The sequence below is a fragment of the Micromonospora sp. WMMD736 genome, from assembly GCF_049179015.1.
Lineage (GTDB): Bacteria > Actinomycetota > Actinomycetes > Mycobacteriales > Micromonosporaceae > Micromonospora.
The window spans coordinates 3390526-3406246 of sequence record NZ_JBMHMI010000001.1 but is presented as its reverse complement, the minus strand read 5'-3'; the positions used below and the strand labels follow the sequence as shown (position 1 = coordinate 3406246).

Annotated in this window: 15 protein-coding genes; 7 read left to right on the top strand and 8 right to left on the bottom strand. The window is 72.0% G+C overall.

Annotated elements, in window-relative coordinates:
* Nucleotides 1-31 precede the first annotated feature (31 nt).
* Nucleotides 32-3817, bottom strand: coding sequence for a S8 family serine peptidase (locus ACN269_RS14950; RefSeq protein ID WP_421473025.1), 3786 nt, complete (start codon nucleotides 3815-3817; stop codon nucleotides 32-34).
* A 172-nt stretch (nucleotides 3818-3989) separates the two neighbouring features.
* On the opposite strand from ACN269_RS14950, the gene ACN269_RS14945 reads away from it, so the two are divergent.
* Nucleotides 3990-4238, top strand: a complete 249-nt coding sequence (locus ACN269_RS14945; RefSeq protein ID WP_421473024.1) for a hypothetical protein — start codon at nucleotides 3990-3992, stop codon at nucleotides 4236-4238.
* A 36-nt stretch (nucleotides 4239-4274) separates the two neighbouring features.
* Here ACN269_RS14945 and ACN269_RS14940 read toward each other — a convergent pair whose 3' ends face one another.
* Nucleotides 4275-5606 (bottom strand): ABC transporter substrate-binding protein, encoded by a 1332-nt coding sequence (locus ACN269_RS14940; RefSeq protein ID WP_421473023.1) that lies wholly within the window; start codon nucleotides 5604-5606, stop codon nucleotides 4275-4277.
* A gap of 149 nt (nucleotides 5607-5755) precedes the next feature.
* On the opposite strand from ACN269_RS14940, the gene ACN269_RS14935 reads away from it, so the two are divergent.
* Nucleotides 5756-6589 carry a phosphoribosylaminoimidazolesuccinocarboxamide synthase gene (locus ACN269_RS14935; RefSeq protein ID WP_421473022.1) on the top strand — a complete coding sequence of 278 codons (834 nt, stop codon included), beginning with the start codon at nucleotides 5756-5758 and terminating at the stop codon, nucleotides 6587-6589.
* Nucleotides 6590-6608: 19 nt separating this feature from the next.
* On the opposite strand, the gene ACN269_RS14930 is transcribed toward ACN269_RS14935, so the two are convergent.
* Nucleotides 6609-7505: a hypothetical protein gene (locus tag ACN269_RS14930; protein WP_421473021.1), complete on the bottom strand. Its 897-nt coding sequence runs from the start codon at nucleotides 7503-7505 to the stop codon at nucleotides 6609-6611.
* 17 nt (nucleotides 7506-7522) lie between these two features.
* A complete protein-coding gene (locus tag ACN269_RS14925) occupies nucleotides 7523-7816 on the bottom strand; it encodes a hypothetical protein (RefSeq protein WP_421473020.1) in 294 nt (97 codons plus the stop codon).
* Nucleotides 7817-7920: 104 nt separating this feature from the next.
* Here ACN269_RS14925 and ACN269_RS14920 point away from each other — a divergent pair, with 104 nt between their 5' ends.
* The gene (locus ACN269_RS14920; protein WP_421473019.1) at nucleotides 7921-8370 is read left to right on the top strand and encodes a hypothetical protein; all 450 of its coding nucleotides are present in this window, start codon (nucleotides 7921-7923) and stop codon (nucleotides 8368-8370) included.
* Between the two features lie 22 nt (nucleotides 8371-8392).
* Here the strand turns inward: ACN269_RS14920 and ACN269_RS14915 are convergent, their stop codons facing one another.
* From ACN269_RS14915 to glpK, 3 genes are all read right to left on the bottom strand, one after another.
* A complete protein-coding gene (locus tag ACN269_RS14915; RefSeq protein WP_421473018.1) occupies nucleotides 8393-8842 on the bottom strand; it encodes a YbaB/EbfC family nucleoid-associated protein in 450 nt (149 codons plus the stop codon).
* Nucleotides 8843-8930: 88 nt separating this feature from the next.
* The gene (locus ACN269_RS14910) at nucleotides 8931-9353 is read right to left on the bottom strand and encodes a DUF3592 domain-containing protein (RefSeq protein ID WP_421473017.1); all 423 of its coding nucleotides are present in this window, start codon (nucleotides 9351-9353) and stop codon (nucleotides 8931-8933) included.
* A 3-nt stretch (nucleotides 9354-9356) separates the two neighbouring features.
* The gene (gene glpK / locus ACN269_RS14905; RefSeq protein ID WP_421473016.1) at nucleotides 9357-10841 is read right to left on the bottom strand and encodes a glycerol kinase GlpK; all 1485 of its coding nucleotides are present in this window, start codon (nucleotides 10839-10841) and stop codon (nucleotides 9357-9359) included.
* Between the two features lie 77 nt (nucleotides 10842-10918).
* Between glpK and ACN269_RS14900 the strand changes: the two genes are divergently transcribed.
* Complete coding sequence (locus tag ACN269_RS14900) at nucleotides 10919-11857, top strand: ribose-phosphate diphosphokinase (protein WP_421473015.1); 939 nt, start codon at nucleotides 10919-10921, stop codon at nucleotides 11855-11857.
* A 404-nt stretch (nucleotides 11858-12261) separates the two neighbouring features.
* Nucleotides 12262-13236 carry an IS110 family transposase gene (locus ACN269_RS14895; RefSeq protein ID WP_421472077.1) on the top strand — a complete coding sequence of 325 codons (975 nt, stop codon included), beginning with the start codon at nucleotides 12262-12264 and terminating at the stop codon, nucleotides 13234-13236.
* Nucleotides 13237-13369: 133 nt separating this feature from the next.
* Here ACN269_RS14895 and ACN269_RS14890 read toward each other — a convergent pair whose 3' ends face one another.
* On the bottom strand, nucleotides 13370-13810 hold the full coding sequence (locus ACN269_RS14890) for an ATP-binding protein (RefSeq protein WP_421473014.1): 441 nt from the start codon (nucleotides 13808-13810) through the stop codon (nucleotides 13370-13372).
* 119 nt (nucleotides 13811-13929) lie between these two features.
* On the opposite strand from ACN269_RS14890, the gene macS reads away from it, so the two are divergent.
* Both macS and ACN269_RS14880 read left to right on the top strand, forming a co-directional pair.
* Nucleotides 13930-15054 carry a MacS family sensor histidine kinase gene (gene macS / locus ACN269_RS14885; RefSeq protein WP_421473013.1) on the top strand — a complete coding sequence of 375 codons (1125 nt, stop codon included), beginning with the start codon at nucleotides 13930-13932 and terminating at the stop codon, nucleotides 15052-15054.
* 14 nt (nucleotides 15055-15068) lie between these two features.
* Complete coding sequence (locus tag ACN269_RS14880; protein WP_421476354.1) at nucleotides 15069-15716, top strand: response regulator; 648 nt, start codon at nucleotides 15069-15071, stop codon at nucleotides 15714-15716.
* Nucleotides 15717-15721 lie beyond the last annotated feature (5 nt).

The window sequence follows — 15721 nt, the reverse complement described above, 5'->3', positions numbered from 1 at the left end:
GGGCCGGCGCGAACCGGCCCCCGCGCGCTTGTCACCGCAGGCCGAAGGCCCGCATGACGGTCTGTGTGACGCCACCGCCGTTGCGCTGTTTGGCGGTGACCCGGATCGACACGTATCCGGCCCGACCCGGCGCGTTCAGGGCCGCTGTCCAGACGCCCTTGTGCTCCTTGAGGCTCTGCCGTCGCCAGGTACGACCGTCGTCGTACGACACCTCGAGGTCGAGCGACGAGACGGCATCCTTCGCGGCCGTGCTGCCCATCACCACCGGGGTGATGGTGAGGTCGTTCCGGCGCGGCGCGCGACCGGCGAGGTCCACCTCGGTGCCGTAGTCCAACTGGACCAGCGGCATCGCCTGCACGTCGGTGCCGGCGACAGCGCCGGAGAAGAAGCTCCAGTCGGTGCGCGTGCTCGACGAGTACGGGCTGTACTCCGGAATGCTCTCCGTCTCGACGAGCAGCCGGTACGGCAACGTCTCCGTCGGGAGGTCGCCGACGAACAGCTCCGCGGCGTTCTCCATCTGCGTCAGTTTCCTGTCGCCCTGGTAGAGCGAGATCCGCTGCCGCATCTCACCGCTGCCGCTGCCGCTGTGCACGGAACCACCGTCGCCGAACCCCTGGATGTAGGCGCTCATCCCGAACTCGCCACGGAACGGAATGTCGTACATCAGCAGGCGCGGTCGGGTGACGGGCCCGAACCACCGGTCCTGCTGGACGCTGCCCGGGCGGTAGGCGATCTCCTCCGTGTACGAGCGCCCCCACCCGACGACGTCGGCGGTCTGCTTCCAGCGGACGCCGTCTCCGGCGGACACCCAGTCGGTACGCGGTCCCGGAGCCGCCGGCCGCATCGGGAACGCCGGAGCGGCCACGTACGAGTACGGCGGGAAGTCGGTCCGCGACTCGGCGGCCGGCTTCCCGGTCGGCGGGGCGAACACGAGGTCGATCCGGGCGAGGTGCTTGGGGTCCGTCCGGGGCGACGGGTCGTCGGGTACGCCGCCCGGGTGGTAGTCGACCAGGTCGTACAGGTACCTCGGCGAGGGGTGCGCGGTGACGGTCAGCCGTACCCCCTTGCGGCCGGCGGCGGTGATCGCGGCGATCAGGCTCTCGCCCTCACCACCGACCAGCGCCGCGACCGGGAGCGGCCCGGTCGTCCTACCGTCGGAGTTCCCGTACCACTCGCTGGCCCGGCCCTTGCCGTCGTTGACGACCAAGAGCAACGCCGCGCCGGCGGCGGTCGCCGCCCGCACGCGTTCCGACGGGGGTACGGAGTCGTCACGCCGGACGACGACCGCCTTGCCACGGGCCGACACGCGGGCGTAGTCCGCCGCCGCGCCGGTGCCGGCGAAGACGGCGTCCAGGCGCGAGGTGCCGTCGGCGAGCGGGCGGGAACCGGGCTGCGCGAGCGGGTCACCGGTGCGCCGGCCGTTGCGGGTGATCTCCAGGGGCGTCTGCTCGGCCCGGATCCGGGTGGTGAAGACGAAGCTGCCCTGTCGTACCGGAGCGCGGGTCGGGAGCGCCCACAGGCTGTCGTAGGTGGCCCCGGGGAAGAACACCTCGCGCAGTGCCCCGTAGTCGCTGGGCGTCGGCTCGCGGGACGTGAACGAGCGGAAGATGTCGATGCGACTGTTGGTGATGGTGGTCGGCTGCGGTGTCGCCACCTTCACCTGGCGGGCCTTCGAGGCGTCGAGTTCGACGACCCGGTCGGCCGTCAGCTCGACCTCCGGCGCGGTCAGCATCGCGAAGCCGAGCGATGCGTCGCCGTGCAGCCCCTGGACGTCGATGGCGCCGATCAGGGCGTAGGTGCCGGGGGCCCAGCGGCTCACGAGTTTTCCGTCCCGTACCCACATGAAGGTGGAGACGCCCTCGGCGCTGACGACCTCGACCTCACCGCTCGCCGGCCGGCCGGTGCGATCCTTCAGGTTGATAGTGAGGTCGTACCTCTTGGAGTCCACGCTGACCCCGACGGCCGTGTGGACGACACCGCCCGCGTGGCGGGCGGTGATCCGGGCCGAGTAGCGGCCCGGTGCGAGCCCCTTCGGGTCGACCACGACGTCGACCGTCGAGCTGCCCCGCGCCGGCACCGTCACCTGGCCGGCACCGGTCGTGAACGTCGTGGCGGGGGCATCGGCGCCGTTGACGGAGAGCGCCAACGTGACCGCGCTGTCGGTGGTGTTGGTGTAGGTGATCTTCCGGGTGATCCGTTGCGGCTGCGTGCCGGGCGACGACGGGACGAGACCGGCGTCGACCGAGCCGGTCGCGATGATCTGGTCCTGGTGGTAGGCGGCGGCCACGTTCAACCGCCCGCTACCGGCCCGGTAGGCGCTGTAGTCGGGCGTGGGCACGCTGGTGCCCATGAGGGCGTCCTTGATCTGCCGGGCGCTCCAGGTCGGGTGCTTCTGCGCCAGCAGGGCGGCGGCCCCGGCGACGTGCGGCGCCGCCATCGAGGTGCCGCTGTCCAGCCGGTAGAAGCCCTCGCCGAACTCCATGTACTGCGAGCGCGCCGCCAGCACGTCCACGCCGGGCGCGGTCAGGTCGGGCTTCAGGCCCTCGTCGACCATCCGGGGCCCGGCGCTCGAGAAGTCGGCCAGGTGGTCGGCGCCGTCCACCGCGCCGATCGTCAGCGCGGCGTCCGCCGTTCCGGGCGCTCCCAGGGTGTACGCGTCCGGGCCGCTGTTGCCGGCGGAGACGACGAAGAGCGCGCCCGTCTCGGCGGTCAGCTGGGTGAGCGACTGGCTCAGCGGATCGTCCTGGCTGTGCCAGGCGCTGACGCCCAGGCTCATGTTGATCACCTTGGCGTGTTCGGTCCGTGCCGCCCACTCCATGCCGGCGATGATCCCCGAGATGGATCCGCCCCCGAAGTCGTCGAGGACCTTGCCAATCACCAGGTCGGCCCCGGGCGCCACGCCCTTCTCCCGGCCACCGGAGGCGGCGCCCGTCCCGGCGATGGTGGAGGCGGTGTGGGTGCCGTGCCCGCCGCGGTCGATGACGTCCTGACCGGGGATGAAGCTCCGGGATGCCACGATCCGGTCCGCGAGGTCCGGGTGGGTCGTGTCCACTCCGGTGTCCAGCACGGCCACCCGTACGCCGGCGCCCGTTCCTCCGGCGGCCCAGGCGGCCGGCGCGCCTACCTGCGCCGTGGTGTCGGCGAGGGCCGCCTTCGCCCGGCCGTCGAGCCAGACCTTGTCGACGCCCGCGGTGAAGGAGGGTGCTGCGGTGTCGGCGGAGCGGGCCGTCGACGCCGCTGCGCCGGGCCGGCTGCCACCGGTGAGGGCTGACCAGAAGTCGGCGGCCTGCGGGCGGCGGGCGCGGATCGCCTCGCCACGGACCGACGGCAGGTCCAGGATGGTCTCCGCGCCGGGCAGGTCGGTACGGGTGCGGAGCGCCGCCGAGCCCACGGTGCGGGTGACGATCAGGGGGAGCGCGCCGGCCCTCGCGTCGTCGAAGCCCTGCGCGATCAGTTGGGTGATGTCGAATAGCTGCTTGTCGAGGCGACCGGTGGCCAGGTACGGCAGCGCCTCGTCCGGATACACGTAGGTGTCGCCGCGCTCGGTGGCGACGCGGACGGAGCCGGTGGCACCCGACGGGCGGGCGACGTCCACGGTGGGCGGCGCGTCGGCGCGTCCGGGGGTGACGGTCACCCGGTCGCCGGTGATGAGCGTGACCGTCACGGGTGCGCCGTGGGCGTCCGCGGCCCGGCCCGTCGGTGCCGTCGGCGGTGGGGACGCCGGAGCGCCGTGGGCTGTCGACGGGGTGACGAGAGCGGTGACGAGGGTGACGCCCACCGCTGCTGCCGCAGATCTTCGGGTGAGAGAGAGCCGCACAGTGCCTCCAGAGATGACCAGTTGCCGAATCCGATCATCCGAAGGCATTCATGTAAAGATCATCATGTTTACCGTCAGGTTGCGGGGGCATTGCGCGGCCGGCCGCGCCCGGTCCCGCGAATTCGGTGTCGACTGGCGTGCCGAGGTTGCGTCCTTCGGCGAGGATGGGCGCATGTCTTCATTCGGCAAGTGGTGGGGCCGGCTCAGCGCGGTCCTCGGTGCGGTGGTCCTGGCGGTCTTCGTGCCGGTCGCGGCGTGGGCGTCCACGGGGACCGGCGAGTTGGTGGTGGAGGCGGCGCGGCGACGTCGTGGCGGCGGCTTCGGTTTCCTCGGTCTGCTCTGCTGCCTCGTGGTGGTGGCGATCATCGTGTTCCTGGTGCTGCGCCTCACGCGTAACCGTCGCGGCGGCCCGCCGCGCTGACCCGTCGCGCTCGCGGTCGAGGCGCGGCCCGCCGGCTCAGCTCGCCAGGGCGCCGATGGCCTGGGACAGGAAGCGGGCGGTGGCCTCACGGGTGCCGTCCCGCCTGACCCGGACCCGCTCGGCGGCGGTGACCAGCAGGGTGCGTACCTTGGCGTGGCCCTTCGGCGGCGGCGAGGGCGCCGGCCCGAGCTGGTCGGCCAGGCTGTCGCCGAGGGCGGCGGCACGCTGCTGGGCCGGGTCGCTGATGCTGCCCTGGGTGTACCGGCGGACGGCGAGACTGGGGTTGAAGCCCCGCTCGTGGCCGAGGACCGTGCCGGCCTCACCGTTGGTGGTCAAGAAGTTGATCACGTCGGCCACGGTGTCCGGGTGGCGGGTCCCCCGGAAGCCGGCCCAGTACATCGAGGCGCGTGCCCACTGCGCGCCCGGTGGGCCGGGGAAGCCCACCACGCCGAGCTCGGAGTCGGTGAGTCGTTGCAGCTCCGGCAGTTGGTGGGACCAGGCGAAGGACGCGGCCGTCAACCCGGTGACCACCGGCTGCCGGGACGGCTCCCCGCTGTCGGCCTGCTCGACGAGGGCCGCGCCGGGTGTAGCCCGGCCGGCGCGGGCCCGCTGCCACAGCTCGAACCAGGCGATCAGCTCATCGGCGCCGAAGCCCAGCTCCCGACCCCGGTAGAACTCGCCGCCCTGGGACCGGAGCCAGAGCCAGAGGGCGCGGTAGTCGCCGGACGCGTCCATCGTGCCGGCCACCTGCCCGTCGCTGGCCTCGGTGACCAGCTGCGCCCACGCGATGTAGTCCGCCCAGGACATCCCGCCGCGCGGTTCGGGCACCTGCAGCTCGCGCAACAGGTCCCGGTTGAAGACCACGGCCGCGAGTGTCTGCCCGGCGGCGACCCCCGTCGTCCGCCCGTCCACCGTGCCGTACCGGACCAGACCCTCGGGCAGGCCACGCAGGTCCAGTCGGTGATCGGCGATCGGCCCGCTCAGGTCGAGCGTGATCTGGCGTTGGGTGTACTCGGACAGCATCGAGTCGTCGAGCTGGATCAGATCCGGGACGTTCCCGCCGGCCGCCTGGGTGGCCAGCCGCTCGTAGTAGCCGTCGGCGCCCTGCCAGGTCACCCGGAAGGTGACTCCCGGGTTGCGCTCGGAGTACAGCCGGAGGACCTTCTCCGTCAGCTCGGCCCGCTTCGCCCCGCCCCACCAGAAGACCGACAGCTCGACCGGACCGCTCCCGGTCGACGTGTCGGCGTCGTCGCTGCACCCGGCCAGTCCACCGGTGACCAGCAGGGGAGCGCCGAACAGCGCGGTGAGCACCCGGCGTCGGCCCGGGTCGGCGCCAAATCGGTCGATCGGGGGACGAACAGCGGGCACGGGGTCTCCTGGCACCGACGGACGGGGGCCGGACCATTCACGCAGGCGGCGCAGGAGGGTGTCAACGTCCGTCCGGTCACCCCGGTCGGCCCCCGGGCCCAGGGGTGGCCGGAACGGACCCGGCGGCGTCACGTGGTGTACTAGGGCACGTGGAACTTCTGCACTCGGGCAAGGTCCGGGACGTGTACGCCGACGGCGACGACCTGATCCTGGTCGCGTCGGACCGCATCTCGATCTACGACGTGCCGTTGCCGACACCGATCCCGGACAAGGGTCGACTGCTCACCGCGCTCTCGCTGTGGTGGTTCGAGCAGCTCGCCGACCTGGTGCCGAACCACGTCATCTCGGCCACCGACGTACCGGCCGAGTTCGCCGGCCGGGCGATCCGCTGCCAGCGGCTCGACATGGTTCCCGTCGAGTGTGTCGCCCGCGGCTACCTCACCGGCGGCGGCCTGCGTGAGTACGAGCGCACTGGCACGGTCTCCGGCGTACCGCTGCCCCGAGGGCTCGGCGAGGCGTCGATCCTGCCCGAGCCGATCTTCACCCCGTCGAGCAAGGCGCCGGCCGGTGAGCACGACGAGCCGATCACGTACGACGACGTGGTGGCCAAGGTCGGTCGGGAGACCGCCGAGCGGTTGCGGCAGATCACCCTCGACATCTACCGGCGCGGGGCCGAACTGGCCGCCGACCGGGGCATCCTGATCGCCGACACCAAGATCGAACTGGGCTGGGCGCCGGACGGCACCCTGGTGCTCGCCGACGAGCTGCTGACCTCCGACTCGTCGCGGTTCTGGCCCGCCGAGTCGTACCAGCCGGGTCGGGTGCAGTTCTCCTACGACAAGCAGTACGTGCGGGACTGGGCCACCGGTAGCGGCTGGAACAAGCTGCCGCCCGCGCCGGACGTACCCGCCGAGGTCGTCGAGGCGACCCGCGCCCGCTACGTCGAGGTGTACGAGAAGCTCACCGGCAACCGCTGGGAGTGACCGCGCGGCCCCGGGACCCTCAGTGGTTCCAGGCGTCGTTACCGAACAACCGTGACCACAGGTTGTCGACCACGCCCGAGGTGCCGTAGACGGTGTCCCCGTCGCCGTCCGTGCCGGCCGGCGCGACCTGGGTGCCGGCTCCGTAGACCAGGTAGCCCGGCCCGGTCGGGGAACCGACCGCGTGTCGGGCGCCGCTGTGGATGCCGTACCCCACGAAGTCGCGCTCCCACTTGGACAGGAAGCCGGCGGCCACGTTGTCGAGCCCGTCGACGGTGGCCTGGACCAGGTCCTTCAGCACCCCGACGTCGCCGCTGCCCAGGTGGGCGCCGACGTCGAACGCGGCCGCGCCCGCGATGGCCGCCGCCCCGCCGGTGGCGACCGCCTCGGCCATCGTCTCGATCCCCTTCAGGAAGCTGAGCGCCAAGGCGGCGAAGGAGGCTGCCGTGGCCTCGGCCGACGCCGCGGCGGGCGCTCCGACGACGGTCGCCGAGGCCGCCACGATGAAGGTGGCGAAGGCCAGCAGGATGGTGGACACCACCGCGTACGCCACGACGAGGCAGAGCAGGGCGGCGCCGACGCAGAGCATGGTGACGCCTACGGTGACCGTGAGGACCTGGGTGCCGACGACCTGCGCCCCGTACGCGTTGATGTGCACCCCGAACGCTTCGCGGTCCTTGCCGCTCCACTGGGCCGCGGTCAGGGTCGCGATGGCGTCGTCGAGGTTGCCGTGGGCGGTGCCGAGCTTGTCGTACATGGCCAACCAGTCGCCGCCCTTGCGCATGATCGTCTCGGGGTCGCACTGGTTGAAGTAGACGATCTGGGCGATCGGCCAGGCGGCGGGGATGACCGCGGCGGCCAGGCTGATCTCCGTCATCGCGACTTTCGCGGCGGCTGCGGGGTAGGTGGGGTCTGCCATGTCGGTCTCCGGCGTCCTCAGCGGGGAGCGATGGTGCTGGCGGTCTCGGCGGCCTCCCAGTTGTCCGCCGTACGGCCCAACCGTGACCGCACCTCCGCGAGGTGCTCGCGCTTGGTGCGCAACTGCTCCTCGACGAACTCGACGGCGCCCACGTAGGCGACCGCGAGCTGCGGCACCACCGAGGTGAAGTTGCTGTGTTCGATGGCGCGGGCGGACTCCAGCAGCTCGGCGCAGGCGTCGAGGGGCGGGCCGACCTCGCGCTCGATCGTCTCGCCGAGCGCACGGATCGCCGGCGGGTCAACCTCGATCATCGACTCTCCCCGTGTACGTGATCGATGTCCATGGTGCCGGAGCGCGGACAGCCTAACAGGATCATGGATGGGCGTGAGTGCCCGTCGCTGGTAGCCTGCGACCCATGGCAGCCGGATGGTCCGCGTCGACGCCCCCCGAGGACTACGTGACCCGGATGGCCCGCCGGCCGCGCTGGCAGCGGGTTCTGGTGCCGATCCTCATGCTCCTGGTCCTCCTGGTGCTGCCCATCAGCCTCGGCCGCAACCTGATCGGTGCCGAGCGGGTGAGCATCCAGGTCGAGTCCTGCGACAACGGCGGTCCCAAGGGGACCCAGCGGTGCCGGGGCACCTGGAACATGTCCGACGGGAGGGTGGTCAGCGGCCCGGTGGGCGGCGGCTCGCTGCACACCGGCGACCGGGTCGACGGCTGGGCCAACGGCGACCGGGCCACCGCCAGCCTGATGGCCTGGGCCATCGCCCCGTTGCTGGTGGGCTTGGCCCTGCTGGCCGCCATGGTGGCGCTCGCCGTCGTCTTCCTGCGGGCGGCCGTGCAGCGGGTGCGGCGCGACCGCTGACCCGCTCCCGGGCCGACGCCCGTCAGACCCCCAACTGACGCCGCAGCCGTTCCAGCATCTCCGTGCTTTCCCGGAGCGGCCCGCTGACCATGTCGTTGAGCTGCGCCAGCTTCGCCTGCGCCGCCGCCGGATCGTGCACGAGCGTCGCCGGACCGGCCGGACCGCCCAACTCACGCATCACCTCGGTGGTAGCCCGCGCCAGGTCGGCCCGCGCCTCGCGCAGGAGGCCGGCGACCAGTTCCGACAACTCGGCGGCGGGCAGGCGCAGGGCCCGTGGGTCGATGTGGAGTTCCCGGGCCGGGTCGTCGGCGGTGCAGGTGACCCGGACGAACCCGTTCTCGCTCTCCGCGTGACCGGTCAACCCGGTCAACCGGCCGCGCAGTTCCTCGCCGCGACCCAACTGCTCCCGCATCCGCGCGGCCACCTGCGCCATCACGTCCGGGTTCGGCGTTGCGCCGATCGACCCGCTCATCGTGCCCCTCCCGCTGTCGTCGGTCTGACCGGCCGACGGTACCGACCCCGGCCCAACACCCGGGGGTTGGACCACTGTGGAGCGTGGATCAACTCCGGCTCACGTAGATCCCGATGCCGACCACCAGCACGACCACGCTGACGGTGAGCAGCGAGACGAACGGGACCAGCACCGAGGACCGTCCCGCGATGCTCGGCGACTCGACGAGGATCCGGTTCGGACGCTCCGGTTCGTACACCACGGTGACCGGCCCGGGCGCGGCCGACAGCGGGGTCTGCCGGAAGCGCCCCGGCGTCGCGGTCACCTCGGCGCCGTCGGCCGTGCGGTACCGCACCACCGGGTAGTAGGTGCGGGGACCGTTCCCCCGGGTGACCGGACGAAGTTCCACCACCTCACCCGGCGTCCGTACGCCCCGGCGCAGCAGGCCGAGGTCGCGCCGGAACCGGACGAGGGCGTACGCCATCCCGGCCAGGCCAAGGCCCGCCAGGACGATCAGGACCACCAGCGGCATGACTCACTCCTCCCAGTCGAGCGTGCGCTGCACGGCCTTGCGCCACTGACGCAACTCCCGCTCGCGCAGCTCGGGGGCCAACGTCGATTCCCACTGCGCATCCGAGCGCCACTGCGCCCGCAGGGTGGCCAGGTCGGGCCAGAAGCCCACCGCCAGACCGGCGGCGTACGCGGCGCCCAGGCAGGTGGTCTCGGTGATCCGGGAGCGGACCACCGGGACGTCGAGCACGTCGGCGAGGAACTGCATGAGCAGCGCGTTGGCGGTCATCCCGCCGTCCACCCGGAGCCGGCGCAGCGCCACGTCCGAGTCGGCGTCCATCGCGTCGACCACCTCGCGGGTCTGCCACGCCGACGCCTCGAGCACCGCCCGGGCCAGGTGCCCCTTGGTGATGTAGCCGGTCAGGCCGGTGATCACTCCGCGCGCGTCGCTGCGCCAGTGCGGTGCGAACAGGCCGGAGAACGCCGGCACGACGTAGCAGCCGCCGTTGTCGTCGACGGTGCGGGCCAGCTCCTCCACCTCGGCCGCTGAGGAGATCAACCCGAGGTTGTCCCGCAGCCACTGCACCAGCGATCCGGTGACGGCGATCGCGCCCTCCAGGGCGTACGCCGGTGGTTGGTCCTTGATCCGGTAGGCGACCGTGGTGAGCAGGCCGTGCGTGGACGGCACCGGGCTGGCGCCCGTGTTGAGCAACAGGAAGCTGCCGGTGCCGTAGGTGCACTTGGCCTCACCGGGCTGGAAGCAGGTCTGCCCGAACAGGGCGGCCTGCTGGTCGCCGAGCGCGCTGGCCACCGGCACCCCGGCGAGCACCCCGCCGGCCGTCCCGTACACCTCGGCCGAGCAGCGGATCTCGGGCAGCATCGCGGCGGGCACGCCCAGCGCGTCGAGTAGTTCCGGAGCCCAGTCGAGGGTGGTGAGATCCATCAGCAGGGTCCGACTGGCGTTTGTCACGTCGGTGACGTGCTCACCGGTGAGCTTCCAGATCAGCCAACTGTCCATCGTGCCGAACAGGACCTCGCCGCGTTCCGCGCGCTCGCGGAGGCCGTCGACCTCGTCGAGCAGCCACCGCAGCTTCGGGCCGGCGAAGTAGGTGGCCAGCGGAAGACCCGTGCGGGCCCGGAACCAGTCCTCGCCGTACGCCGAGGCGAGCTCGCGGAGCAGCGGCCCGGTGCGGGTGTCCTGCCAGACCACGGCGTTGGCTATCGGCCGGCCGGTGGTCCGGTCCCAGACGACGGTGGTCTCCCGCTGGTTGGTGATGCCCACGGCGGCGAGCCCCGGCGGTTCGACGCCGGCCGACCGCAGCGCCTCGCCGACCACCCGCTGGACGTTGTCCCAGATCTCCTCGGCGTCGTGCTCCACCCAGCCCGGACGGGGGAAGATCTGGCGGTGCTCGCGCTGGGCGGCGGCCACGATCTCCCCGGCGGAGTCGAACACGATGCACCGCGAGGAGGTGGTGCCCTGGTCGATGGCGGCGACGTACTGGGGGGTCACGGCAGCACCGTACCCGCAGTGGCGGCGTGGTGCGACACGCGTCACGTCGGCCCGTACGTCGCCTACTATGTGCGAACGTGCGCGACATCGCCGTTTTCAGTGGAACTGCCCATCCCGACCTCGCCGCCGAGATCTGCGCCCACCTGGGGGTGCCGCTGCATCCGGTACGGGTCTCCCGGTTCGCCAACGACTGTCTCGAAGTGCAGTTGCAGGCCAACTGCCGGGAGCGAGACGTCTTCCTGATCCAGCCGCTGGTGCCACCGGTGCAGGAGAATCTGGTCGAGCTGCTGCTGATGATCGACGCGGCGCGGGGTGCGTCCGCCGGCCGGATCACGGTGGTGCTGCCGCACTACGCCTATGCCCGCTCGGACAAGAAGGACGCGCCGCGAATCTCGATCGGCGCCCGGCTCGTCGCCGACCTGTTGACGTCGGCGGGGGCGGATCGGGTGCTGGCGCTGACCCTGCACTCGCCGCAGGTGCACGGCTTCTTCAGCGTCCCCGTCGACCACCTGCACGCGCTGCGGGAGCTGGCCACCCACTTCCGCCGCTACGACCTGAGCAACACGGTGGTGGTCTCGCCCGACCTGGGCAACGCCAAGGAGGCCGCCGCCTTCGCACGGCTGCTCGGCACGCCCGTCGCGGCCGGCGCCAAGCAGCGGTTCAGCGACGACCTGGTCAAGATCAGCGCGGTGATCGGTGAGGTCGCCGACCGGGACGTCATCGTGCTGGACGACGAGATCGCCAAGGGCAGCACCGTGATCGAGCTGATGGAGCACCTGCGCGACCTGAAGGTCCGCTCGATCCGGCTGGCCTGTACGCACGGCCTGTTCTCCGGTGACGCGCTGCGGCGGCTCAGCGAGCAGGAGGGCGTGTTGGAGATCGTCTGCACCAACACCGTTCCCATCCCGGCCGAGAAGCGGGTGGCGAAGCTTCAGGTCCTCTCGGTCGCCCCGGCCCTGGCCGAGGCGATGCGACGGATTCACAACGGCGAGTCGGTCTCCGCCCTCTTCGGCTGAACACCCCGCCCCTCGCCGCCCCTCGCCCGCGCCGCGCCGACGCTTCTATAGGTGGGCCGGTTCCGGGAGGCTGGCATCGGTAGGGTTCGACGTCGGTGATCGACGAGTGACTCATGCAAGATCTGGCCGCCGTCAGAGGGTGTGCCGTGGAGTGCGACTTGTCCTCGTGGGTTACCGGCGTCGGCCCGGCCCACCTTGCTGGCCTGATCAGAAGCCTGTCCGCGACTGGTATCGCGTGACTCATCACAGATATGCCGCCGGGTGATCGTCTCCCGGGCCGACGCCGTCCGAACGTCGTCCCGTGCAAGGGAGAAGCGTCCGTGTCTTGCATCCTGACAGATCGCCTGGCCGACCGTGTCGACGCGGTTATCGGTGTGGATACCCATACCGATACGCACACCGCTGTGGTCAGCACCCCGGTCGGGACCGTGTTGGCCGAGATCACCGTGCCGGCCACCGCCGACGGTGCCGCTGTTCTGCTGGCCTGGGCCCGGCAGCAGACGAGCGTGCTGGGAACGGGCCGGCGGGCCTGGGCCCTGGACGGTGCCCGCTGTCACGGTGTCGGCCTGCTACGGGTCCTGCGTGCCGCGGGTGAAGATGTCCTGGAAGCACCCAAACCCGCGACCGGCCGCCGCCGGCGAGGCGGCAAGTCCGACGCGCTGGACGCCGTGCACGCCGCTCGTGCCGTGCTGGCCGCCGATCACGTCGCCGTGCCCCGCATCGACGGCGACCGGGAATCCCTGCGCCTGCTGCACGTCTGCCGCCGCCACTACAGCGACACCCGTACCGCCACCATCAACCTGTTCAAATCGGTGATCCTCACCGCCGACGACGACCTACGCACCCAACTACGTGGCCTGAGCACCCTGCGGCAGGTCCAGCACGCCACCACCCTCACCAACGACAACAGCGGCGACCACCTACGCCGCAGTCAACTAGCAGCCCTCGCCGAGCAGATCCTGACCCTCGACCGGCTCCTGAAAGCCAACCTCACCGAGATCCGCACCCTGGTCGACAAACTCTGCCCGACCCTGCTCGACCAACCCGGCATCGGCCCCGTCACCGCCGCGATCACCCTGACCGCCTGGTCACACCCCGGCCGGTTCCGCAGCGAAGCCGCATTCGCCTCACTCGCCGGCGTCAGCCCCGTCCCCGCCAGCTCCGGCCGCACCGTCCGCCACCGCCTCAACCGAGGCGGCGACCGCACCCTCAACGCCGCCCTGCACACCATCGCCAAAGCCCGACAACGCTGCCACCAACCCACCAAGGACTACGTCAACCGCCGCACCACCCAAGGCCACACCCCAGCCGAGATCACCCGCAGCCTCAAACGCTACATAGCCCGCCAAATCTGGCGCATCCTCGAAGCCACCGCTTGACAGCAACCCTCACAGATCTTGCACTTTGTGTTGCCGAAATGTCACCTCGCGCGGCTTCGTCACCACCGAAAGTGCAAGATCGGCGGGGGCGGCGCGGCGGGCGGCCGGGGCGGGGCGGGGACGGGGCGGGGGGTTAGGCGGGGGGGAGGGTGGCGGTGATGCGGACGGTGGTGCCGGAGGCGCTGGTGGCGATCTCCATCGCGTCGGTCAGTTCGCGGGCCAGCCAGAGGCCCCATCCGCCGGCGGTGTCCGGGGCGGGACGGCTCCGGTCACCCAGCCGCTGCGGGGCGATGCCGTGCCCGTGGTCCGCCACCTCGCAGAGCAGCTCGCCGGGCTCCTGCCAGAGCCGTAGCCACCCGCGCCCCCCGCCGTGCCGCACCGCGTTGGTGATCAGCTCGTTGACGGCGAGTACGAAGTCGTCCAGCCGTTGGCCGTCGAGGCCGCAGGCGCGCGCGCAGGAGGTGACCGAGTGTCGAATCTCGGTCACCTGGGCCTGGTCGAAGGCCTCGGCGATCAGGAGGGAGGGTTCGATGGGCACAACCGTACGCGGTGCGTGCGGATCTGCGTTCGTCATGGCCCTGTCCTGGCGGCGGATCTCGGAATAATTCGCGGCTTTTTAACCGTACGTCAGGGTTTCTCGGACCGCACCACGTGGCCCCGCGTCTTCGACCCGGCTGTGGCATCCTGACCGCCATGCCGTCGCCGCCGGGTGGTTTCGAGGTGCCGCTCTGGCGGGCGCTCACCGTGTTCCGGCTGGCCTCCCTCGGGTACGTCGGCGTGCTCGCCGTACGCGATGCCGACCGGTACGCCCACCCGATCGCCGTCGGCGTCCTGGTGCTGGTCATGGTCATCTGGACCGGGGTGACCGCCGTCGCGTACGCCCGACCGGCCTGGCGTCGCTGGCCGCTGCTGCTGGTCGACCTCGGCGTGGTGACCGCCATCGTGCTGTCCAGTCCGTGGGTGGTGGGACGGCAGGCGCTCGGGCACGGCGTACCCACCCTCGGGGTGGCCTGGATGGCCGGTCCCGTGCTGGCCTGGGCCGTCTCCGGCGGCCGGCGGCGCGGCACGGTGGCCGCGCTGCTGGTGGCCGGCGCGGACCTGGCCACCCGGGAGCGGATCGGCCAGTCCTCGTTCACCGGGGTGATCCTGCTGCTGCTGGCCGGGGTGGTGGTCGGACACGTCGCCCGGCTCGCCGTACGCGCCGAGGAACGCCTGCAACACGCGGTGGAGTTGGAGGCGGCCACCCGGGAGCGGGAGCGGCTGGCCCGCGGCATCCACGACTCGGTCCTGCAGGTGCTGGCGTTGGTGCAGCGGCGCGGCGCGGACCTGCCCGGCGAAGCCGGTGAGCTGGCCCGGCTGGCCGGTGAGCAGGAGACCGCGCTGCGCGCTCTGATCGCCGGCACCACGCCCGCCGGAGTCACCGGGACGGACGCGGTGGACCTGCGGGACCTGCTCGGCCGGTACGCCTCGACGGCGGTGTCGCTTTCGGCGCCCGCCACCCCGGTGACCCTGCCCCGGCAGGTGGCCGGCGAGGTGGCGGCCGCCACCGGCGCGGCCCTGGACAATGTCGGCCGGCACGCCGGGGGACGGGCCTGGGTGCTCATCGAGGACGAGGGGGAGACGGTGACCGTGTCGATCCGGGACGAGGGGCCGGGCATCGAAGAGGGCAGACTCGCCGAGGCCGCCGCGCAGGGGCGGCTCGGTGTCGCCCAGTCGATCCGCGGCCGGGTGACCGACCTGGGCGGGACGGTCCGGATCATGTCGAGCCCCGACGCCGGCACCGAGATCGAGCTGACCGTGCCGAGGCCGCGGCCGTGACCGCCGTGCGGGTGATGGTGGTCGACGACCATCCGATGTGGCGTGAGGGCGTGGCCCGGGACCTGGCGGAGGCTGGCTTCCTGGTCGTGGCCACCAGCGGCGAGGGGCGGCAGGCGATCCGGATCGCCGCCGCCGCCCGGCCCGACGTGGTCGTGCTCGACCTGCAACTACCGGACATCTCCGGGGTGGAGGTCGTCGTCGGGCTGCGCACCGCGCTGCCTGACGTGCGGGTGCTCATGCTCAGTGCCAGCGGCGAGGAGCAGAGCGTGCTCGACGCGGTCAAGGCGGGCGCCACCGGCTACCTGGTGAAGTCGACGGCACCCGGCGAATTTCTCGACGCGGTACGTCGCACCGCCAACGGCGACCCGGTCTTCACGCCCGGCCTGGCCGGGCTGGTGCTGGGGGAGTACCGCCGGCTGGCCGCCGGACCGGACGCCGGCACGGCCGACGACGGTGAGCCGGGGACGCCCCGACTCACCGCCCGGGAGACGGAGGTGCTGCGTCTGGTGGCGAAGGGGATGTCGTACAAGCAGATCGCCGAGCGGCTCGGCCTGTCCCACCGTACGGTGCAGAACCACGTGCAGAACACGCTGGGCAAGCTGCACCTGCACAACCGTGTCGAGTTGACCCGTTACGCCATCGAGCGTGGCCTGGACACCTGACCGGC